The organism is Veillonella dispar, from assembly GCF_900637515.1.
GTDB classification, from domain to species: domain Bacteria; phylum Bacillota; class Negativicutes; order Veillonellales; family Veillonellaceae; genus Veillonella; species Veillonella dispar.
On the sequence record NZ_LR134375.1, the window covers coordinates 1,358,389 to 1,380,886 of the forward strand.

Sequence of the window (22,498 nt, forward strand, 5' to 3'; positions counted from 1 at the left end):
AATTATTAAGTGATACTAACTACAAGAATATATAACTATTTCTGATTGCCAATCCATAGTTGACCAAAGGCTAATCCGCCATCATTGGAAGGAACCGCTTCATTCATATACAAATCGCCTACATGCCAAGCGCGATATATCAGCTCTACTAATTTGCGATTTTGAAATACACCGCCAGAAATAGCCGCATCACTAACATTATAGCGCTCCATTAAATCCGCTGCGGTTTCACATAATGCGATAGCAACGGTTTTATGGAAAGATGCAGCAAGATGAGCCCTAGATTCACCATTAACTACACCATCCATAATGGATTGAACGGTAGGTGTAAAATCAAGAATTCGCCCATCATAGTTATAATCAAGCAATATTCCTTTTTCATCACCACATAGAGCCTCTAAGGCTATAGCAATTTGTGCATCATAGGTGTGGACCATACCAAGCCCTAAAAGAGAGCCAACCGCATCAAACAAACGACCACAACTCGTTGCTTGAACCATAGGCATCGTAGATTGTAATGCTTTATCTAATATGGCCCAACCTTTAGGCAATTCTTTCATCCAATCTTGGTAGATAGGTGGAACATCATCACCATAGTAATTTCGAATATACCATAAGGCTTGGCGCCATGGCTCGGAAACAGCTTTCTCTCCTCCCGGTAATGGCGCTTCATGGATATGAGCTAATCGTTGATATTTATCTCCCTTGCAAAGGAGAAATTCACCACCCCATACCGTTCCATCTGGTCCATATCCGGTACCATCCATGGCAATCCCCAGCACTGGACCTTCAAGATTGTGCTCTGCCATGACTGATGCAATATGAGCGTGATGATGTTGAACAGATATAACAGGAATCTGTGCGCTTTTACCAATGCGCTCTCCTAAGTGGGACGAGAAAAATTGAGGATGACTATCTACAATAATTTTCTCTGGTTGTATAGAAAACAATTCCTCATATCGGTCAATAGTCCACTCCAATGTGGCATGAGTAGATGCATTTTGTAGATCCCCAATATGTGGGCCTACAAGGACTTCTGAGCCTTTATTCATAGCAAATGCATTTTTAAGATCACTACCCATGGCTAATATCGAAGTTTGCCCTGAAAGTTCACAATGAATAGGTTCTGGTACATAACCACGACTACGACGAATCAATCGAGGTTTATTATGGATGACAGTTACAACAGAGTCATCGAGAGGTGCATAGATTTGACGATTGTGTACCAAGAAATAATCGGCAACCGATTCTAACTCTTCAAAGGCTTGATTATCATCATATAAAACTGGATCACCACTTCGATTACCGCTTGTCATAACCCATGCTGCATCTGATGGTAATAGTACCTCATGCATCGGTGTATATGGTAACATTACGCCAAGCATATGATTATCCGGAGCTACATGGGGACTCAAACGCACTAAACTATCAGTATTTCTTTTTAATAATACGATAGGCCGTTCCATTCCCGTCAAAACATCTAATTCTTCATCACTAAGATGGACAAGCTCAATTGCCGTATCTAGGGACCCTACCATAATTGCTAAGGGTTTATGTGGTCGATTCTTACGCTTACGCAAGCGTTGAACCGCCGCATCATTTCGAGCATCACAAACTAGGTGGTATCCACCTATCCCTTTTATAGCAATAATACTACCTTCATTGATTAATTCACGGGTAGTATTCCATACATTTACAGTATCTACAACCGTACGATTAGGTTTATATAAAGTATAATGAGGACCACATTGAACACAAGCATTTGGTTCAGCACGATAACGGCGCCCCTCTATATCTTCGTATTCAGCCTTACAAGCTTCACACATAGGAAACTCGTCCATCGTCGTTCGTTCCCGATCATAGGGAAGTGATTTAATAATCGTATATCGTGGGCCGCAATTTGTACAATTAATAAAAGGATATTCTTTTCTACGCTTGTCCTGTTGTAGTTCTTTAAGACAATCAGCACATGGCGCTGTATCGGCACTAATAAAGGTGCTAACTGCTTCCCCTAATGGAGATGGCTCCACAGAAAACTCAACTTCATTATTTTTTATAGTAAGATGTTCTACTGTTTGACTTGTAATACGGCACAGTCTAGGTCGGTCATCTTGAATCGCATCTAAAAACAACTGCAAATCACTAGTACAACCTTGTATCTCGACGTAAACACCTTGGCTATCATTATATACAAAACCTGTTAAACCTAGGGAATGTGCCCACATAGAAACAAGGGGCCGGAATCCGACCCCTTGAACTATACCGGTATAACGAATTCCCCAGCGTTCTATAGTTTGATTACTATTTTGTTTCATATAAACTCCTACTATAGACGGAGAATTAATGGCTATTAACCTAATGCTACAGGAATACTGCCATCAATGCCAGCTTGTTCTAACTCGGCTTGAATCATAATAGCGCATTCAATACGTTTCTTTTGTAAGCGGCAGCCAAATTCATAAGGTGTTTCTAAATCGCCACCTAATGTAATGTTGTTAGCATGACAGCCACCAGAACAGAAGAATTTCGCCCAACATTCAGCACAAGTTGGTTTAGAGAATACATGTGTATTACGGAAATCTTTAGGAATTTCTGTATTTTGTAAACCATCATACACATTGCCAAGCACATATCCATCTTTACCTACGAATTGATGACATGGGTAAATATCGCCATTTGGTACGACTGCCATATATTCATGACCTGCCCCACAACCACGAAGGCGTTTAGCCATACATGGACCGCGATACAAATCCATACGGAAGTGGAAGAAGTTAAACTTCTCGCCCCAACCATCTAATTGACGTTGTAAATAAATATCTGCTAATTTTTCATATTCTTTTTCCAATACAGGCCAATCCTCTTCGCGAAGAACATAGTCCCCCTCTTCACCTACTACAGGCTCCATGGATAAATGTTCGAAGCCAAGATCAGACATAGCCATAACGTCTTTTGTAAAGTCTAAGTTTTTATGTGTATACGTACCACGTACGTAGTATTCAAGGCCATGGCGTTGTTTTACCGCATTGATAAGGTTTTTAGCAATATATTTATAAGATTCCGCACCACTACCAGCTACAGGACGCATCGCATTATGTACAGATTCACGACCGTCCAAAGATAATACAAGGCTCATCTTATGTTCGTTTACATAGTCGATTTTATCTTGTGTTAATAGCATGCCATTTGTAGTCAATGTAAGCTTGAAAATCTTATTGTGCTTTTCTTGAATGGATTCAATATATTCAACTGTTTGTTTAACAACATCCCAGTTCAACAAAGGTTCTCCACCAAAGAAGTCTATTTCACAATGTTGACGAGGTCCGCTCATTTTAATGAGGAAATCTACAGCACGCTTCGCCACATCAAAACTCATTAATTCACGTTTTACACCGCCGTAATCACCTTGGCTGGCAAAACAGTATTTACATGCTAAATTACAATCATGAGCAATATTTAAGCATAATGCCTTAACAATAGGTTTTTCACCTACTACAAGTTTAAACTCTGTACTCATCGGAGCAAACAATTGCTCTGCTTTAATGAGCTCATCTAACTCATCCATAATCTCATCAAGTTCTACGGCATCTTCTTTAGCATCTAATGCAGCATGTACTGCATCGCGATTAGTGCCATCATATATGTCAAGAACTCTATCAATGAGTTCGTCGATAACGTGAATAATACCACTATTAACATCTAAGCAGTAATAGTTATCCTTCATCCGAAACTTATGGATCATTGGTTTTAATTCTAACATGGTACCTCCAATTATTATGTATGGTAAAAGTTCTACTATATAGAACTTTCTAGATAATTGTACCACATTTCCACGCTAAACGTTATGAAAAGAGTCATAAAGATATACCATACAAAGTATGTATTATACACATAAACAAAAAAGGCCCGCTAAGCGAGCCTCTTTATTATTTTTGTTTGCAAACTTGGTTACCAACTGTGCAGCTTGTTTTGCAAGCAGATTGGCAAGATGTTTGACATTCCCCACAACCGCCAGTTTTAGCAGTTTTTTGCAAGGATTCAGTGTTGATAGTACGAATACGTTTAGCCATGGTTATCCTCCTCAATACTTATCGAATGATATTTATTTTATCATATTTATGAAAAGCCTGTAAAATACTATTTAGTTATGTTTTCGTCTACAGATTTGATTTTATTAACTTCTGTAGTTTTATTTGCATCTGCTCCTACTGTTGTTGCAGCGCTTGTAACAGCATCAGTTTTTTCTTTCTTAAGAGTATCCTTACGCAATACCTTGCGTAATGCCAATGCAACTGGAGTAACGATAACAGCTGCAAAAACAGCTTCTGGAATACCATGCGTAACAGATAAGAATACAATAGAGCCTAATACTTGATCTGGGCTTAGGTTCATTTTAATAGCAAACATATCTGCGTAAAGCAAGAAGATAAGTCCCATAACCATAATTGTATGGAATACAGTCCCCATGAAGGCAGATACAAGAATGCGTGGACCTTGAGATGCTTTCCACAATAATAAGTATACTAAATATGCTAATACAGGGAAAAGTATACGTGGTAACACAGAAATGATTGGATTAATAAATAGTGGAGATAAAATATTTGGAGCTGTAATATTTTGCCACAAGCTATAGCAACCAAAGATAAACCCTACAAAAGCACCAACTTTAGGCCCCTCTACAATTGCACCAATAAGTGTCGGTACATGTAAAGTAGTTACATTAAGCGGGCCTAATGGAATAATACCATAGCCAGATACACCTAATGCGATTGTGATCCCCGCCAACAAACCAATAATGGTAAGCTCACGAATAGTAATACCACTCTTTTTCTCTTTTTTAACCTGTTTACGTTCAACGGGGCTAGTCGTTTCATTGCCTGGGATTGATACAGTTGAGTTATCATCCACTGGACGTTCATTGTTGTTCATAGATCCTCCTTCGTTCTCATTCCTTACGGATATAAGTCGAAACTAGAAATTAAATACGTTCACGGCGTCGTGAAATAATACCACGCTCTACCAATGCACCTATAATCACTGCTACACCTGTCATACCAGCTTCTAACAAAGTTGGGGTAACAAACACTAGTGGATTACCTTGATACGTTGGAAAAACGGTGGGAACTAAAGATAAAACAAATTCTGGAATATAACCGCCATATAAAATATGAGCATTCATAGCGAGCCATAAACCAGCAGTTAAAACAATACGGAATAATCGTATACCTTTATAAGCTATTTCTCTTGGGTATAAATAGAATACAAATACCAATAAGGATATAAGTAATAACACCAATTCTGCAAAGAGTATATTTACATTCATGGATGACGCATACATGAAGTATACCATAGGATCTTGTAGATCAATATAGAGCAGTGAACCAATATATAAGAATGGAATTGGTATAGTGTACCCGATTATATCAAGTGCTTCATCCACCATACCCCACCGATGATTTCGATTGAAAAACTTTGTTGCCAACAAACCACAAAGTTCAATAAGTACTTGAACTATGAAATACACTACGAAGAGGAGTAATGCTGTTACAATTCCATTTTCTGTAGTAAAGCTAAAGGGCGTATGAAGAAATGAAAATACAGTCCACCAAGCCCAACTATACGTATGATATCCCATACTCAATGGTAGATCGTCATTAAATTTAGCATTCTTCAGTCTTCGTACCATAAGAGGTATTACGAGGGACAACACGGGGAATACTAAGATTGGTAAAGCTAGCGCTCCACTCAAAGAAAGAACTGTCGTTACAGCACTTACAAATAATGCACAGACAACGGTAAATAACCAGAAACTCTTATTCATTACGGCCTCCTACTAAACGAGTAAGACCATATGCCAAAAGCAAGCTAATAGTAACACCAATATACATAGCTACTAAAAAAGCTACATCTCGACCAACGGTTGGCCAGCTCCATAACATGGATAAATCTACACCAAGAAAAATACCTTTATAGCTAATACCGTGGATGATAATCCAACTTATAACATAGGCAATACGGCTAATCGATTTACCATCTCCAAAGGCACTACTTTTAAACGATAAATATGCCCAAGGCATAACTAGTGATAAAAGTAAATACCATACAAGTGCTACCGTCGCACTTGATCCATTATGAATCATATACGCAATAATAGGAATTACTACGATAAATATATTCAAGTAGATGGATCTTTTACAAATATCTATTAATGTGTTCATAAAGATCTCCTATGATATGTAATCTCTTTGTATTTTACAATAATCATAGATAAATGTCATCAAAAAAGAAAAACCTCCATATAGGTAAATGAATACCTTATATGGAGGTTTATAATTAAGCTACTACGGAGTCAGCTGTTACATCAATTGTAGGAACAGTTTCCTTTGTTTCTTCTTTTTTCAACAATGGAGTCATGCTTTCTAAGCCGATACCCAATGTGAATAGATTATGCAACCATGCTGTTTGGCTTGGCGGCATAATACCGAGTACGCCACCACCTACAAGAGCACCGTTGAAACCAACGATACCATTGTAATTAGCTTTGATGCGTTTCATCAATGCCATAGAAATGCGGCGTAAATCTACAAGAGCCTGTAGATGGTCGGAAGAAATAGTAACATTTGCAATTTTTTGAGCAATTGGAGCGCCTTCATTCATAGCGATACCAACATGTGCTTCAGAAATTGCTGGGGAATCGTTAATACCATCCCCTACCATCATAACAGTATAGCCTTCAGCTTTTGCTTGTTTTACATAAGCCGCTTTATCTTCTGGCAATACTTCAGCATGCAATTCATCGATGCCGAGTTCGTCAGCTACACGTTGTGCATTACGTTTGGAGTCACCAGTCATCATGACAACCTTTTTAATACCCAAAGTGTGTAAATCAGCTATAACTTGTTTTGCTTCCTCACGAACAGGGTCTTTAATACAAATAACCGCTGCTAATGTACCCCCAATAGCGAGGTAAATATGGGAAGATGAATTTGGTAAATTGTTGAATTTTTCTTGTTCATCTGTAGGAATTTTTGTCTTTTCATCATCAAAGATGTAGTGAGCACTACCAATGCGTACACGGTAGCGACCGACTTTAGATGCAATACCATGAGCTACAACGTATTCTACATCGGAATGCATTTCCTTGTGAGGCAAGTCATGATCCTTAGCAGCGCGTACAATTGCTTTTGCCATGGAGTGAGGGAAATGTTCCTCAATACATGCAGCTAATTTCAACATTTCATCTGCATCATGACCGTTGAACGGGATGATTTGTTCAAACTCAGGTTCTGCTTTTGTAAGAGTACCAGTTTTATCGAACACAATCATATCTGCTTGTGCAATTTGTTCTAAGAACTTACCACCTTTAACAGTGATACCGCGTTTAGATGCTTCTTGCATAGCGGAAAGTACTGACAATGGAATAGATAATTTTAGAGCACAAGAGAAGTCAACCATAACGAAAGACAATGCTTTCATTACATTTCGAGTCAACAAATATGTTAAACCAGCACCAATAAAGCTAATTGGAACTAATTTATCTGCCATGCGGTATGCTTGTTGTTCCATACCAGATTTCATTTGTTCAGACTCTTCAATAAGGTTAACGATTTTTTCGTAACGAGATGTTTTGGATGTACTACGTACTTCTACAATAGCTTTACCGTCTTCTACAACAGTACCTGCATATACAGAACTATCTTTATCGCGGCGAACCGCTTCTGGTTCACCAGTCATGGAGCTTTCATTAACAAGAACAACACCATCGATAACGACGCCATCCAATGGAATCACTTCGCCTTGACGAATGATAATTTGATCGCCTGCCACAACTTCGTTAACTGGCTTGCTCACTTCAATGTCATCAACTAAAACCCATACTTTATCTACGTTCAAGGACATGCTTTGAGCGAGATTTAATACAGATTTACGGTGAGTCCATTCTTCTAAGATATCACCAATACCTAATAGGTACATAACAGCGCCAGCTGTAGGGTAATCCTTTTGAAGTAATGCAGCACCAATAGCTACACCATCAAGTACTTCGACAGTTAACTTACGTTGCCACAATGTTTTAATAGCCTTACCAATAAATTTAATACCATCAAACCAAGCCCATGCAGCTGCAATAGGCGCAGGAAGCACTGCTTTTTTACCTAAGTAAAGTGCAGTACGGTTGATCATCATTTCACGGTATTTTTTATTTACCAAGCGAGGAGAATATTCGTTTAAAGCAGGAGCTTCAGACAAATCTAAATCGCGTAGACCTAGCACTGCATCACGCACAGCATCAACATCGCCAGTATGTTTAATGGCGATTTGACTGCTACGAGTGTAGAAGGTTACATCTACAATTGCATCATTAAGGAGTAATGTATCCTCTACATAAGCTGCTTCAGCCTCTGTAAAGTGATGACCAGTTACCTTAACATGCAAGCGATTTCTGAGTTTTTTTACTACAGAAAATTGTAACATATGTGCAATCCTCTAATTATTTGTTTTCTTCAAAGATTTCTTCGTTGCGTGCTTCGTTGATTTCTTGAGCTTCTGCCAATACATCAGATGCGGATGCTTGTACTTTTTCAGCTGTTTCTAATACAGTTTCTTTAGCGCGAAGACCAGCTGCTACGATACCAGCATATACTTTTTTAGCATCTTTAGAAGTTAATACTTTAAGACCTACAGTACCCAATGCAAGACCTGCTGCGAATAAGTTAGCGTTTTTAAGATTTTTTTGATCGATGTTGAACATGATAATATTCCTTTCTACTAAATATGATAAAAAATTTAATTACTATATTTGAAAAGAGGAGCCATTATAGAGACCCCTCATTCAAATTCAGAATTCGTATTAGCTTACTTAGCAGTACGTTTAATGCCTAGTGCTTTATTGGAACCATCACAGCTGCAGTTACCACCGCAACCAGAAGATTTTTTAGAGCCAGACTTGGAGCTACCGCCACCACAGCCACAGCCACCTTTACCAGACATTTGTTTGTAAAATTTATTACCGATATAAGCTAATGCTAATACAACTATGAGTCCTATAACAAGATTATCCATTATTATGCCTCTTTCTCAATATCTACTAAATTATAATATGTGTATTAGTGATAAACAAGATAAAAGCAATATCTAAAGGATATTTCCCTTTTCTCATTATCATTTAACCACGAATATTGATAATTATCAAGTATTATTTTTAAATTACTTATAACAAAATCGCAATTTTTAAATTCATTTTTGTTTAAAGAATCTAAAGGTGGCTAAACTCTCCTATTTAGCGACTCTAGATTAGAAACCTAATGCGCGACCAATGTTATAGAAGATGAAACATGCAATCCATGCAAATGTATTTTCATAGCAGAACATGAATGCAACCCATTTCCAAGAACCTGTTTCACGTTTGATAACAGCTAATGTTGCCAAACAAGGTGGGTAAATTAATACGAACAACATCATTGTTAATGCAATCAATGGTGAGAAGTTTGGATCATTTTGTAAGTAATCAGTCAATGGAGCTGGATTTTTATCATCACCACCTACTGCATATACTGTACCCAATGTAGAAATTACTACCTCTTTAGCCGCTAAACCAGCTACGAGAGATAAGCCCATTTTCCAGTCGAAGCCCAATGGTTCAAGTACTGGGTTGATTGCTTTACCAAAGGATGCTGCATAGGATTGTTCAATTTTTTCAGCAGCTTGTTCTTTATCAAGTTTGTCATTTTCAGCATCTAAGTTAGCACTGTTTTTATACATTGCCCATGCTGCTGGGAACAAGTCTTTATTTTCATCTTTAATATCATTGAATAATTCAGGTGCTTCAGAATCATCCTCTACTGCTACTTCAGGTTCATCTTCTCCTGCTTGCTTAGCAGCATCAGTAGCATCTTGTACAGTAGATTTCATATCTTCAACAATTTTATCAACTGCATCTTTTTGGTCATCTGTAGCAATACCGAATTGAGATAATGTAGCTGCATCTTTTACTTCATACTCTTGAGCAACTTGTTCTTTCACTGCATCATAATCTTTGGAGTATTCTACATCCATTGGATATGCAGTGATGAACCAAATCAAGATGGAAGCAGCCATAATGAAAGTACCGGCTTTAATGATGTACAATTTAGCACGTTCATACATGTGCATCCATGTAGCTTTCAATGTAGGCAAATGATATGGAGGTAATTCCATTACAAATGGTTCTGCTTCACCAGCAAATAAGAACTTACGGAAAATTTTTGCAAAGATAATACCGAAGATGATACCCAAGAAGTATACAGAGAATACAACTAAAGTACTATCCCAACCATTTGGGAAGAACGCATTTGCAAATAAGATATACACTGGCAAACGTGCAGAACAACTCATGAATGGTGTAATCAAAATCGTAACCATTCGATCCTTGTAGTTGTCGAGGATACGGGCACCCATTACGGATGGTACGGAACAACCGAAACCCAATAATAAAGGAATAAAGGATTTACCATGTAAGCCACATGCGCGCATTACACGGTCAATAACGAAGGCTGCACGAGCCATATAACCTGTATCTTCCAAGAAAGAAATGCCAAGGAAGAGTAATAAAATTAATGGTAAGAATGAAAGTACCGCACCTACGCCGGCAATAATACCATCAGATACGAGTGACTGTAATTGGCCCTCTGGAATAGTCTGAACCGCATAAGCTTGTAATGCAGCGAAACCATCCTCGATCCAACCTTGAGGAATACCACCAACGAAGTTAACGAACGCAAACAATAAGTACATAACAACCATGAAGATTGGTAAGCCCCAAATTCGATGCGTTAAGATTTTGTCATAACGGTCAGAGCGTGTTTCCAATTGAGTTGGCGCTTGTGTTAAACATGTATTATATACTTCTACTGCAAAGCGGTGACGATATTCTTGGAAGACAATATCAAGATCAACTTGATCCTTAATTTCTTCACGAATAGCTTCAGCCTTTTGAATAACAGCTTCCGTATTATCAAAGCGCATAACTTTGCCAATAACGTCAGCATCTTTTTCTAACAACTTAACAGCAATCCAACGAAGTGGATATGTAACAGTGCCCGCTTGTTTTAGCAATTCTACAAGCTCACTAATTTTACCTTCTAACAAATCACCATAGTTAATTGTTACACCAGGAGCTTTTTGAGAAGCAGCTACACTAATTATTGCTTCTAACAAGTCTTTTGTACCAATGTTTGTACGACCTACTGTGCTAACAATTGTAGCCCCTGTCATTTCTGCCATTTTTTTTAGGTCGTATTTGATGCCCATTTCTTCAGCAACGTCAGCCATGTTTAGAGCAATAACCATTGGCTTTTCAAGTTCCAATAATTGTGCAGCTAAATATAAGTTACGTTCCAAGTTAGATGCATCAAGAACATTAACAATAACATCTGGGTTATCATTTACGATAACATTACGCGCTACTAACTCATCCAAGGAACGTGCAGTTAAGCTATATGTACCTGGTAAGTCAATAAACAATAACTCATGGCCATCAAAGTTCGTATGGCCTTCCTTTTTTTCTACTGTAACGCCGGCATAGTTACCAACGTGTTGCTTCGCCCCTGTGATATTGTTAAACATTGTAGTTTTACCACAGTTAGGGTTACCTGCTAAGGCAATGCGAATTTGCCCATTTTCTGCCATGTGAACCTCCTATTGAACCTCTACATCAATCATGCCAGCTTCGCTTGTACGAAGTGCTAATTCAAAGTTTTTTACTTTGATTTCCACCGGATCCCCCAAAGGGGCAAACTTCATAACATGGATTTTTGTACCATTTACAAGACCCATGTCAATTAGACGATGCTTAACATTACCACTGCCATGTAGTGCAACAATAAGACCAGACTCACCTGGTTTCATGTCTTTTAACTTTTTGATAGCCATACGACACCTCCTAATTATTGTACCTAACAACCTCATATTAAACACACCAAATAATAATGCGTATTAATATCTTAAATTATTATATCAAAGAAATCATTAATTTCAACAATTATTATCATTTTTTTGGTAATTTTCTATCTCATATATATATTTTTTTCTCATATTAAATATGAGGATTGATTTATCAATCCTCCATGAACCCCTATATGGTATGGTAGCATTCGCGCTGTCACCAATAAAAAAAGAATACCTAAAAAATAAGAATCACTACTAAGATAATCATTATTGATAATTTAATCATTCTCATTTATATTTTTAAAATTTATTCAAATATAAATATTTTAATGTTTTTTATTCTCATAAACATCTATCTACATCGTCATTTCTTAATCTATTATCAATTAGTATCTTTAACAATCGCATCATTAGTTTTACAAATTTACTATAGCGCCATGCAAAATTAGTACGCTATGTAATGATTCAATTTATTTGCCCCTACTATGTGCATAAGGTATAATTAATATAATATGTATTATAGAAAGGACGATCCATGAAATCTTTTAAATCTCTAGGCGTTTGTGATGAACTCATCCAAGCCCTTCAAAAACAAGGTATCAAGGAGCCAACTCCAATTCAAGAACAAGCCATTCCTGTTGTATTTAAAGGGAATGATGTTATAGCAAAAGCTCAAACAGGCACAGGCAAAACATTAGCCTTCTTATTGCCGATTCTACAACGTGTTCACACTGATGTGCATCAAGAACAAGTGCTCATCATTGCACCTACCCGTGAGCTTGTAAAACAAATTTCCGATGAGGCAAAAGAAATAGGTTCTATTTTAAATGTAGACATCCTCCCTCTCATCGGCGGTAAAACGATTGAAGCACAGTTACAACAATTAGGACGTCGCCCTCAAGTTATTTTAGGCACTCCTGGTCGCCTATTGGATCACGCAAAACGGGGTTCACTCCACTTAGATTGCATTCGTCGTGTCGTACTCGATGAAGCTGACCAAATGCTTCACATGGGATTCTTACCGGACATTGAAAACCTCATTAGTCAAACAGATGCTAATAGACAACTTTTACTATTCTCTGCAACAATTCCTGATAAGATTAGAAATCTTGCAAAAGCGTATATGTCTAAACCGGCTTCTGTAACAGCTGAGGGTAAACATGTAACACTTGAATCTATCGATCAACGCGTATACATGATGAACACAGAAGAAAAAACGCAACGTCTCATCAAAATGATCGAAGAAGACAACCCATTCTTAGCAATTGTGTTCTGTAATAAGCGTGAAGGTGCTGTTCGCTTATCCTATGAGTTAACTGCAGCAGGCCTAAATATTGCTGAAATGCATGGCGATTTGACACAAGGTCGACGCACTCAAATATTACGTGATTTCGCAAAAGCTAAAACACAAATCTTAGTAGCTACAGATATTGCGGCTCGCGGCATTGACATCGAAGGCATTACACATGTTTATAACTACGACGTACCACGCGACGTAGATTACTATATCCACCGTATTGGCCGTACTGGTCGTGCAGGCAACTCTGGTGTAGCTGTTACATTTGCTACACCGCAAGATGAATCTTGGTTACGTCGTATTGAGCGCGCCATCCAAGCAACGCTTACTAAATACACTAAAGATGGACAAATTAAGACTAAAGGTAATGCAAGTGCGGCACCTAAACGTGCAAAAGTATCTGGCAAACCTAAGATTACAAGTTCCTATCAATCTACAAAGGCTAAAGCTCATAAAGCTCGTGGCCATAAAGGTGCTAATACACGCCAACGCCGTACGTCCACATCACAAACAGGACGTCGTGGTAAACGCAGATAAAATTAAAGACGCGTACAGAACATCTGTACGCGTCTTTTTATGTTCTTAACTAATATACATCTTATTATTTATTAGCATAAATGCTTGGCACTCCATTCACATCGGAGCATTGTGTCTTGCATTGAGATCGATTACTGCAAACCCAGTTAATACGTCCTCTCGCCTCTTGCTTAACAAAATACCCTTCTTTACATCGTGGACATTTATATTGTTTATCTTCGTCAGCTACAATGATATTACTTTCACCCTTTGAAACATCACCCTCAACCGGTTGTGTATGTTTACAAGCAGGATAATTAGTACAGCCTAAAAAAGCACCAAATTTACCATTACGCTGTTGCATTCTGCCCTTATTACACTTAGGACAGACCGGCAAAGAAGATAGATCTACATCAGAATTATCCATCGGACGTTTCCGGTTTTGATTCGTTATAGTGCGAACTACATTGGGCATCATTTGACCAGAATTTACCTGTTTATCAAAGCCAAGCTTATCAATCAACAACTGTAAAAACTTAACTTGATCAGACAAGAAGGAATCTAAGGTATCCTCCCCTTCGCTCATGAGGGCCAAACGTTCTTCCCATACAGCCGTTTCATCAGGATATAACAATTCATCAGGCAAAGCATCTACTAAAAGGTAGCCCGTTTCCGTAGGTGATAGAACTTGCTTCTTACCAGATGTTTTCATAAAGCCACGACTGATAAGTTCGTCAATAATATTGGCACGAGTCGCCTCTGTACCAATACCAGATACAGCCTTTAATTGCTTTTTCAAGTCTTCATTTTTTACAAACTTGTGAATTTCCTTCATCGCTTGTAACAACGTAGACGGTGTAAAGCGAGAAGGCGGCTTAGTTTGCTTCGCCTCTACAGAGGAATCCGTGTAAAGCACAGAATCATTTTTCTTAACCGCAGGCAAATGATCTGTTTCTTCAATAGCCTCTTTTTTAGAGTCTGTTTCTGCACCACGTTCATCAGTTAAATCAGGTTCATCATTATCTGTCACAGATTTAGACTTTTGTCGTTTATAAAGTAATTTCCATCCTTCGTCTATAACTACACGGCCATTGGCAACAAACTCTTCTTTGCATTGCTCCACGACGATTTTAGTTTGCTCATAAATATGTTCGCCATAAAACTGAGCAATATAGGCCTGACTAATGAGGAAGTAAATATTGCGTTCCTCACGGGACAAACTATTTATATTACAAGCTACGGTCGTAGGAATTATAGCATGATGGGCTGTAATCTTCTTTTCATTCCAAGCGCGGCTCTTAATGGAGCGGTCTGCATCAGTAGCCCACTGTGCTAGTCTTTCATCTCCTGCATTCTGTAAATTATTGAGAATTGCATTGCGGTCACCATATTGATTTGGTGGTAAATATTCACAATCAGAACGAGGGTATGTAGTCAATTTCTTTTCATATAGTTTCTGTGCTGTATCAAGTACAGTTTGCGGATCATAGGAAAAAGCTTTACCAGCTAATACCTGCAAAGATGATAGAGACAATGGTAAACGCTGTACATCTTTCTTTTTAGATTTTGTAACAGCTTTAATAACTCCATCTGACCCCGCCTGTAAGCGCTCTACTAATTCATCGGCTATGGCTTTATTAATAAGACGTCCATCTGGGTCAAGCCCCTTTTGTTCGTCTGTAGGCTGCCACGTAGCCCAGAATACACCATTTGGATGATTATATAAAACCTTTAATGTAAAATAATCGACCGGTTTAAATGCCGCTAGTTCTCGCTCTCTGCGCACCACAAGGGCTAATGTTGGAGTCTTAACACGACCGATAGGTAATGTTACTTTATTACCTTTATAACGTTCAGACAATGTATAGGCACGAGATAAATTCATGCCAATAAGCCAGTCTGCACGTGCTCTAGCCAATGCAGATTGATATAGATTGTGAAAGTCTTTATTATCCCGTAGATCATTTAATGCGGCACGAACAGATTTTTCGTCCAATGCATTTAGCAAGATACGTTGTACAGGTTTTGTATTTCCTACATAATATAATACTTCATCAACCAACAATTGACCTTCCCTGTCCGGGTCACCTGCGTTGACGATAATGTCCGCTTTACCGATTAATTCTTTTACAGTCTCAAACTGTTGACGACTACTATCCGTAACGAGTAATTTCCACTCATCAGGCACAATAGGTAAATCTTGAGGGCGCCAGCGGATATATTTATCATCGTAATCACCAGGTTCTGCTTGATGTAATACGTGCCCTACAACCCAAGTCACCACATCATCACCTTGGATAAAATAGCCATTCCGTTTTTGGATATTCTTGTTTTCTGGCAAGCATTTACTAATTTCGCGAGCCATGGATGGCTTTTCCGCAATAAATAACCTCATGGTCCCCCTCCTTAACATAAAATAACGGCTATTCCCCAAGCCGCTCTTTGAAATCTCATTATACTACAATTTAGTGGTCATAACTACCAAAATCATGTATAATTTTAAAGATATGAATGGTGTGAAGATGATATATTAAAATAAGACTTTCACAAACGAAACAATAGAGGTGAACTATGACATTTTTAGAAGAAGTGCAACGTCGGCGTACGTTTGCTATCATATCTCACCCGGATGCGGGTAAAACTACATTAACAGAAAAACTACTTTTATACGGTGGTGCCATTCACTTGGCGGGGTCAGTTAAATCTCGTAAAACAGCAAAACACGCCGTATCTGACTGGATGGAAATCGAAAAACAACGTGGTATCTCCGTAACGAGTTCCGTATTGCAATTCGACTACGATTGCTGTCGTGTCAACATCCTCGATACCCCTGGTCACCAAGATTTCTCTGAAGATACATACCGTACATTAATGGCTGCCGATAGTGCTGTCATGCTGATCGACGTTGCAAAAGGTGTCGAAGCGCAAACGAAAAAACTATTTGCCGTATCTAAAGAACGCGGTATCCCTATCTTTACCTTTGTAAACAAAATTGACCATTTCGGTCGCAGCCCATTTGACTTGATGGAAGAAATCGAGAACGTTCTTGGCATTCGTACATGCCCTATGAACTGGCCAATTGGTATCAACGGTGAATACAAAGGTGTATACGATAGAGAGCACGAAACTATCGAGCTATTCGCAAAAGACGAAACACATGGTCAAGAAAAGTTAGCCTCTGAAAAAGGTGCTTTAACGGATCCTCGCATGAAAGAATTATTAGGTGATGACGTATACCAAGCATTGCTTGATGATATTGAATTATTAGACGTTGCTGGCGATCCATTCGATTTTGATAAGGTTCGTGCAGGCGAATTAACGCCAATGTTCTTCGGCTCTGCTATGACTAACTTTGGGGTAAAACCATTCTTAGAAAAATTCTTAGAACTAGCTCCATCCCCTGCTCCACGACAAGCCGTAGAAGAAATGGTGCAACCTACAAGCGAAGACTTCTCCGCCTTAGTATTTAAAATCCAAGCCAATATGGACCCTAATCACCACGACCGTATCGTATTTATGCGTATCTGCTCTGGTAAATTCGAAAAAGGTATGTCCGTATTGCATCGCCAATCTAACAAAACGATTCGCTTGTCTCAGCCTCAACAATTCTTGGCCACAGAACGTACCATCGTAGAAGATGCCTATCCTGGCGATATTATTGGTGTCTTCGATGCTGGTACAATGGGCGTAGGCGATACACTGTGTGCTCAAAAACACAAGGTAACATTTGGGGACTTCCCTGTGTTCCCACCAGAATTCTTCGCCCGCGTATCTCCAAAAGATACTATGAAGCGTAAGCAATTCCAAAAAGGCATGACACAATTGGCTCAAGAAGGTGCAGTTCAAATCTTTGAACAACCAGGTGCCCTCGACTCCTTCGTAGTTGGTGCCGTAGGTATGCTTCAATTTGAAGTTTTAGAATACCGTTTAAAAAATGAATATGGTGTTGATTTATTAAATAATACATTGCCATACAGTGTTGCCCGTTGGATTGATGGTGAAGTAGATATTGCGTCTTTAAAAGGTGTAGATAATGCGATGATTGTTAAGGATAATCGCGATCGTACGGTAGTGCTTATCTCCAATGAATGGCAAATGGGTTGGGTTCAAGAGCGTAATCCTGATGTTACATTCTTAACAACCCCAAAACTTCATCACGAACTATAGTATTGGCATTTATAGCTTATCTTTCTAAATCTATACTTCGCACTTCTAAATGCGAGATGTACTATGTAGCAGACAGTGGCTTAACTGCAAACCTCAATAGTTAAGCACACTATAAATCCTCAGATAATAACAACTGGAATATATTTCTCAATATATAAAAATTAGAAATATATTCCAGTTTATTTTTTTTATAATAGGCAGGAAAATCACAGAATTTAGTCGAATACATATAGTATGATTATGTAGAGAAGTGATTTATACTATTACTTTCTCGTATTTTTGTATATAATATAAATATATTATAAATAGATATATATCTAATATAGATATATAAAACCTAATGGTTTTACTGTTGTTGTGAGTGTTGAAAATAAATAATATATAATTATTATGCCTTATATATTCTATAGTTTTTTTCGACCATTCATGATACCATAAAATATAAGTTTTATTTTTTATTTTAAAGGAGTGATTTTATGCCACTTATTGACTTAGCGTTAGTCAACGATGTATGGACCTTGAAACTGTCCATGATTCAAACTGTAGGCCTCGCTGTAATCACGTTATTCATTGGTACTTGGATTAACAAGCATTCCAAGTTCTTACAACGTATGTGTATGCCTGCACCAGCTGTAGGGGCTTTGCCATTTGCATTCTTAACTGCCATTCTTTCTTACTACAAGATTTTGAACATTACCTTTGAAGGTTCCCTACAAACATTCTTAATGCTTGCCTTCTTTACCACTATCGGTTTGATGGCTTCTTTGAAAGTCCTCAAAAAAGGCGGTATCTTCATTATCTTCTTCTTCCTCGCTTGTGCAGTATGGATTGTTGTACAAAATACAGCAGGTATTATGATTGCTAAAGCTTTAGGTATTGAACCAATCATCGGTATTATGGCTGGTTCCGTATCCATGATTGGTGGTCTTGGTACTGCTGGCGCCTTCGGCCCATATTACGAACAATTGCTTGGTATCCCTGGTACAGCATCAGCAGCGGTTGCAGCCGCAACATTCGGCATGGTAGCTGGTACAATTCTCGGTGCTCCTGTAGGTGAACGCATTATTAAAATGCACAAAGTTAAAACACCTTACGAAAATCCTGAGTTAATGGAAGATGAAGGCATCGACATGATCGAAGATCACGTTGAAAGTGGTGGCAAACAATTTAATTCTCAAGACCTTTTAACAATCTGTATGTGGATTGGCCTTGCATTAGGTATCGGTACTATCGTAAGTGCTGGTTTGTCTATCTTAACTCCACTACCTGCGTACATCGGCGCAATGATTTGTGCAGCTGTAATCCGTAACTTTGGTGATTTCACAAAAGCTTACAAAATCAACGATGCAGCTCTTGATGCAGTATCCAATGTAGCATTATCTCTATTCGTAACTATGGCTATCAATAGCTTGAAACTAGTTCAATTAATCGATCTTGCTTTACCACTTATTACAATCTTAGTTGCACAAATGGTACTTATCTGTGTATTTGCATACCTTATCTACTTCCTATTTGGTCGCAACTACGATGCAGTTATGCTTGGTTCTGGTGCCATCGGCTTCGGCTTAGGCGCTACACCAAATGCATTGGTTAATATGTTATCCTTAGCAAGTAAACATGGTCCATCCCCTCGTGCATGGCTTGTAGTTTCCTTGGTAGGTGCATTCTTAATCGACTTTGCTAATGCTTTCCTAATTACAACAATGGCTGGCATTCTTTACTAAAAAAAGGACCCATTCGGGTCCTTTTTTTATGAAAAGAGCTTATTAGAATGATATGTTATCAATCTAATAAGCTCTTTTTACATTATTCTATTTAATTAAAGCCGCCCATGCATTGGCTACATCAGCAAACTCTTGAAGGGTAAAAGTCTCCCCTCTTCGTTGCCCATCGATATTGGCTTTTGCTAATAGCTCTTCGATTCTATCTTTTGATAATCCCGTTGTTTTCATTGTATTAGCAAATGTTTTCCGTCGTTGTGCAAAACCAGCTTTCACCACTCGGAAGAATAGTTTCTCATCAATAACATCAACAGGAGGCTTGTCACGCAATACACAACGAATAACAGAGCTCGTTACAGCTGGAGCCGGTAAGAAAGATTTAGGCGGTACATCAAGTACAATATCAGGCTCAGTATAGTACTGTACAGCTACAGACAATGCACCATAATCCTTTGTACCTGGCTTAGCCACCATACGCAAGGCCACCTCTTTTTGCACCATTACAACAAGGCGTTCTATGGGTAATTTACTTTCCAATAGAGACATAATAATAGGTGTTGTAATATAGTATGGCAAATTAGCAACCACTTTAAATGGTTTATGGTTCATAATGGTTGGCACATCGAGTTTCAACACATCCCCATGGACAATACGTACATTGTCATAGGAAGCCAATGTAGTATCTAGAACCTCTAATAAGCGACGGTCTAACTCAATGGCCGTTACATCAGCACCACTTTGTGCTAACCCCTGTGTCAATGTGCCAATACCAGGACCTACCTCTAGTACAGGTTCACCAGGTGTCAATTCCGCAGCATGTACAATTTCGTCTACAATACCTCTCTTAATAAGAAAGTTCTGCCCTAATTTCTTACTCATTTTAATATCGAAGCGTTTACATATATAATGTACTACTTCAGGGCTTGCAATTACTGATTCTAACATCTTAACTCCTATTTTAACTATTTACAGCCTCTTCAAAAGCATCTCGACTTATACCATAGTGATTTAAACGGTATAAAAACTGTTTCCCATTGCCATAACCAATGCCTAACTTAGCCCCAATAACCGCACGGCGAGCAGCACTATCAGGCATGCCTGATAACCCATGACGAACTAGATCTACCATAGAAAATTCGTTAGATGATTCCAAGGATTCTACATGTAATGTGGATAAAGCCTTTCTAATGGATTCTGGAGATGCTTGTTCTATGCCAATATCATCATTTGCAAACGCTTCATCACGAGGGACAAAAGCATGCTGTGCATTAGGGAATTTTTTTGTTAATACACGACGAATTCTCTCCCCTGCTGTATCAGGATCGGTTAATATGATAATACCTCGCTTTTCATAAGCTACACGAATCATATCAATAACACCTTTACGAAGTGTAAAACCCTCTGTAGCAATACAGTCTGCTTCCACGGTTTGTGCAATACGTTGTATATCAGATTTTCCTTCTACTACGATGACTTGTTTAAGCATAGGTCCTCCTTTATTCTATTAGTACATTGTAACATATATATAACATTGCTTAAATACTTATAATCGAGTAGTATAGGTAGTGTAATATATAAAAGGAGGCCATTATGACCTTACAACAATTAAAGTATGTCACAACAATTGCAAATATAGGCAGTATTAGTGAAGCTGCTAAGAGACTCTTCGTGTCACAACCAAGTCTAACAAAGGCTATTAAGGAATTGGAAAAGGAAATGGGCATTACCATTTTCGACCGTACCAATAAAGGGATTACTGTTTCTAAAGAAGGGGAACGTTTCCTCGGCTATGCACGCCAAGTACTAGAGCAAGCCGCTTTATTGGAAGAGCAATATAAAAGCCAAAGCGGTGGTAAAAAACAATTCTCTGTTTCTACGCAACATTACTCCTTTGCGGTTAACGCCTTTGTAGAGCTTTTAAAAGGCGCAGGTATCGATCAATATGATGTATCCTTACGAGAAACTCAAACCTATGAGATTATTGATGACGTAGCTCATATGAAGAGTGAGATTGGTTTACTCTTCTATAATGATTTTAATAGACCTGTACTAGAGAAATTAATTCACACTAATGAATTAACATTTACAGAGTTATTTACTGCACACCCACATATCTTCATAGGCAAAAACCACCCATTAGCGAATAAAAAGGTTGTATCTATGGACGAATTAGAGGAATATCCATATATCTCCTTTGAACAAGGCGATCACAACTCCTTCTATTTCTCTGAAGAAATTTTTAGTACCGTTGTACGACCAAAACATATTCGTGTACGCGACAGAGCATCCCTCTTTAGTTTATTGCTTGGTCTAGATGGATATACCGTATCTAGTGGTGTTATCGATGAAGAAGTAAACGGAGAGAATATTATCTCTGTTCCTCTTGCTGAAGAAGGTTTAATGCATATCGGTTACATTACCAATAACAAAATGCATCGCAGTCGTTTAGGACAAGAGTATATTCAAGCCTTAGAACAGTATGTAGGCAACTACGGTAGACATATTAAACTACCTGAAACAAAGGAATAATATTGTAGGATTCTTGATTATATTTCAACTGCTCTACATAATAGTATAACTTTAAATAAAAGCACTCTCGATTTTGAACTGTACCTCGAAAAATTGTGTCCAATTTTTGGGGTGCAGTTCATTTAGAGAGTGCTTTTTAATATATGTAGGAAATCTAACTGCTAACAACTAAACCAAAGAAAAGCATAAGATAGAATAAGATATGCCACAACTGAGTTGATACTATATTACTTTTACATCTCGATATAACTGAAGCGCAAAAATAACTCTCTGATATAACTTAAAACTATATACAACATTAATATATTGATATTTTTATATATGCTCATCCTTAGTTATAATAAAC

The 22,498-nt window shown here is 38.2% G+C and carries 18 protein-coding genes; 4 read left to right on the top strand and 14 right to left on the bottom strand.

Annotated features, from left to right (window positions below; translation table 11 throughout):
* Positions 1-35: 35 nt before the first annotated feature.
* From hypF to EL171_RS06385, 11 genes are all read right to left on the bottom strand, one after another.
* A complete protein-coding gene (gene hypF, locus EL171_RS06335; RefSeq protein ID WP_005387072.1) occupies positions 36-2,315 on the bottom strand; it encodes a carbamoyltransferase HypF in 2,280 nt (759 codons plus the stop codon).
* A 35-nt stretch (positions 2,316-2,350) separates the two neighbouring features.
* Positions 2,351-3,760 (bottom strand): thioether cross-link-forming SCIFF peptide maturase, encoded by a 1,410-nt coding sequence (scfB, locus tag EL171_RS06340; RefSeq protein WP_039969275.1) that lies wholly within the window; start codon positions 3,758-3,760, stop codon positions 2,351-2,353.
* A 166-nt stretch (positions 3,761-3,926) separates the two neighbouring features.
* A complete protein-coding gene (gene scfA, locus EL171_RS06345; RefSeq protein WP_004693318.1) occupies positions 3,927-4,070 on the bottom strand; it encodes a six-cysteine ranthipeptide SCIFF in 144 nt (47 codons plus the stop codon).
* Positions 4,071-4,137: 67 nt separating this feature from the next.
* Complete coding sequence (locus tag EL171_RS06350) at positions 4,138-4,929, bottom strand: ECF transporter S component (RefSeq protein ID WP_005387078.1); 792 nt, start codon at positions 4,927-4,929, stop codon at positions 4,138-4,140.
* A gap of 49 nt (positions 4,930-4,978) precedes the next feature.
* Complete coding sequence (locus EL171_RS06355) at positions 4,979-5,821, bottom strand: hypothetical protein (RefSeq protein ID WP_005387079.1); 843 nt, start codon at positions 5,819-5,821, stop codon at positions 4,979-4,981.
* The gene (locus tag EL171_RS06360; RefSeq protein WP_005387080.1) at positions 5,814-6,218 is read right to left on the bottom strand and encodes a hypothetical protein; all 405 of its coding nucleotides are present in this window, start codon (positions 6,216-6,218) and stop codon (positions 5,814-5,816) included. Before EL171_RS06360 ends, EL171_RS06355 begins: the two co-directional genes overlap by 8 nt.
* A 115-nt stretch (positions 6,219-6,333) precedes the next feature.
* Positions 6,334-8,472, bottom strand: coding sequence for a heavy metal translocating P-type ATPase (locus EL171_RS06365; protein WP_005387082.1), 2,139 nt, complete (start codon positions 8,470-8,472; stop codon positions 6,334-6,336).
* A gap of 16 nt (positions 8,473-8,488) precedes the next feature.
* The gene (locus EL171_RS06370; protein WP_004697111.1) at positions 8,489-8,749 is read right to left on the bottom strand and encodes a DUF6110 family protein; all 261 of its coding nucleotides are present in this window, start codon (positions 8,747-8,749) and stop codon (positions 8,489-8,491) included.
* Between the two features lie 104 nt (positions 8,750-8,853).
* The gene (locus EL171_RS06375; protein WP_004697259.1) at positions 8,854-9,060 is read right to left on the bottom strand and encodes a FeoB-associated Cys-rich membrane protein; all 207 of its coding nucleotides are present in this window, start codon (positions 9,058-9,060) and stop codon (positions 8,854-8,856) included.
* A 231-nt stretch (positions 9,061-9,291) separates the two neighbouring features.
* Positions 9,292-11,664 carry a ferrous iron transport protein B gene (gene feoB, locus EL171_RS06380; protein WP_005387093.1) on the bottom strand — a complete coding sequence of 791 codons (2,373 nt, stop codon included), beginning with the start codon at positions 11,662-11,664 and terminating at the stop codon, positions 9,292-9,294.
* Positions 11,665-11,673: 9 nt separating this feature from the next.
* Positions 11,674-11,907, bottom strand: a complete 234-nt coding sequence (locus EL171_RS06385; protein ID WP_004697076.1) for a FeoA family protein — start codon at positions 11,905-11,907, stop codon at positions 11,674-11,676.
* Positions 11,908-12,457: 550 nt separating this feature from the next.
* Here EL171_RS06385 and EL171_RS06390 point away from each other — a divergent pair.
* A complete protein-coding gene (locus EL171_RS06390; RefSeq protein WP_005387095.1) occupies positions 12,458-13,756 on the top strand; it encodes a DEAD/DEAH box helicase in 1,299 nt (432 codons plus the stop codon).
* A 64-nt stretch (positions 13,757-13,820) separates the two neighbouring features.
* Here EL171_RS06390 and EL171_RS06395 read toward each other — a convergent pair whose 3' ends face one another.
* Complete coding sequence (locus EL171_RS06395) at positions 13,821-16,130, bottom strand: DNA topoisomerase 3 (protein ID WP_005387096.1); 2,310 nt, start codon at positions 16,128-16,130, stop codon at positions 13,821-13,823.
* Between the two features lie 176 nt (positions 16,131-16,306).
* On the opposite strand from EL171_RS06395, the gene EL171_RS06400 reads away from it, so the two are divergent.
* Positions 16,307-17,902 (top strand): peptide chain release factor 3, encoded by a 1,596-nt coding sequence (locus EL171_RS06400; RefSeq protein WP_005387097.1) that lies wholly within the window; start codon positions 16,307-16,309, stop codon positions 17,900-17,902.
* Positions 17,903-18,378: 476 nt separating this feature from the next.
* Positions 18,379-19,626, top strand: a complete 1,248-nt coding sequence (locus EL171_RS06405; protein WP_005387098.1) for a sodium/glutamate symporter — start codon at positions 18,379-18,381, stop codon at positions 19,624-19,626.
* Between the two features lie 87 nt (positions 19,627-19,713).
* On the opposite strand, the gene rsmA is transcribed toward EL171_RS06405, so the two are convergent.
* Together rsmA and rnmV are read right to left on the bottom strand one after the other, a co-directional pair.
* Positions 19,714-20,568: a 16S rRNA (adenine(1518)-N(6)/adenine(1519)-N(6))-dimethyltransferase RsmA gene (gene rsmA, locus EL171_RS06410; RefSeq protein ID WP_005387099.1), complete on the bottom strand. Its 855-nt coding sequence runs from the start codon at positions 20,566-20,568 to the stop codon at positions 19,714-19,716.
* A gap of 13 nt (positions 20,569-20,581) precedes the next feature.
* Complete coding sequence (gene rnmV, locus EL171_RS06415) at positions 20,582-21,109, bottom strand: ribonuclease M5 (RefSeq protein ID WP_005387100.1); 528 nt, start codon at positions 21,107-21,109, stop codon at positions 20,582-20,584.
* Between the two features lie 104 nt (positions 21,110-21,213).
* Between rnmV and EL171_RS06420 the strand changes: the two genes are divergently transcribed.
* Positions 21,214-22,152, top strand: a complete 939-nt coding sequence (locus tag EL171_RS06420) for a LysR family transcriptional regulator (protein WP_005387104.1) — start codon at positions 21,214-21,216, stop codon at positions 22,150-22,152.
* The last annotated feature ends 346 nt before the right edge of the window (positions 22,153-22,498 follow it).

Bases quoted from the DNA above. Each gene is read 5' to 3' on its own strand.
- scfB (WP_039969275.1), bottom strand. From the start codon at position 3,760: ATGTTAGAATTAAAACCAATGATCCATAAGTTTCGGATGAAGGATAAC.
- EL171_RS06355 (WP_005387079.1), bottom strand. From the start codon at position 5,821: ATGAATAAGAGTTTCTGGTTATTTACCGTTGTCTGTGCATTATTTGTA.
- EL171_RS06420 (WP_005387104.1), top strand. From the start codon at position 21,214: ATGACCTTACAACAATTAAAGTATGTCACAACAATTGCAAATATAGGC.
- EL171_RS06375 (WP_004697259.1), bottom strand. From the start codon at position 9,060: ATGGATAATCTTGTTATAGGACTCATAGTTGTATTAGCATTAGCTTAT.
- scfA (WP_004693318.1), bottom strand. From the start codon at position 4,070: ATGGCTAAACGTATTCGTACTATCAACACTGAATCCTTGCAAAAAACT.
- EL171_RS06365 (WP_005387082.1), bottom strand. From the start codon at position 8,472: ATGTTACAATTTTCTGTAGTAAAAAAACTCAGAAATCGCTTGCATGTT.
- EL171_RS06360 (WP_005387080.1), bottom strand. From the start codon at position 6,218: ATGAACACATTAATAGATATTTGTAAAAGATCCATCTACTTGAATATA.
- hypF (WP_005387072.1), bottom strand. From the start codon at position 2,315: ATGAAACAAAATAGTAATCAAACTATAGAACGCTGGGGAATTCGTTAT.
- EL171_RS06400 (WP_005387097.1), top strand. From the start codon at position 16,307: ATGACATTTTTAGAAGAAGTGCAACGTCGGCGTACGTTTGCTATCATA.
- EL171_RS06350 (WP_005387078.1), bottom strand. From the start codon at position 4,929: ATGAACAACAATGAACGTCCAGTGGATGATAACTCAACTGTATCAATC.
- EL171_RS06395 (WP_005387096.1), bottom strand. From the start codon at position 16,130: ATGAGGTTATTTATTGCGGAAAAGCCATCCATGGCTCGCGAAATTAGT.
- feoB (WP_005387093.1), bottom strand. From the start codon at position 11,664: ATGGCAGAAAATGGGCAAATTCGCATTGCCTTAGCAGGTAACCCTAAC.
- rnmV (WP_005387100.1), bottom strand. From the start codon at position 21,109: ATGCTTAAACAAGTCATCGTAGTAGAAGGAAAATCTGATATACAACGT.
- EL171_RS06405 (WP_005387098.1), top strand. From the start codon at position 18,379: ATGCCACTTATTGACTTAGCGTTAGTCAACGATGTATGGACCTTGAAA.
- EL171_RS06385 (WP_004697076.1), bottom strand. From the start codon at position 11,907: ATGGCTATCAAAAAGTTAAAAGACATGAAACCAGGTGAGTCTGGTCTT.
- rsmA (WP_005387099.1), bottom strand. From the start codon at position 20,568: ATGTTAGAATCAGTAATTGCAAGCCCTGAAGTAGTACATTATATATGT.
- EL171_RS06390 (WP_005387095.1), top strand. From the start codon at position 12,458: ATGAAATCTTTTAAATCTCTAGGCGTTTGTGATGAACTCATCCAAGCC.
- EL171_RS06370 (WP_004697111.1), bottom strand. From the start codon at position 8,749: ATGTTCAACATCGATCAAAAAAATCTTAAAAACGCTAACTTATTCGCA.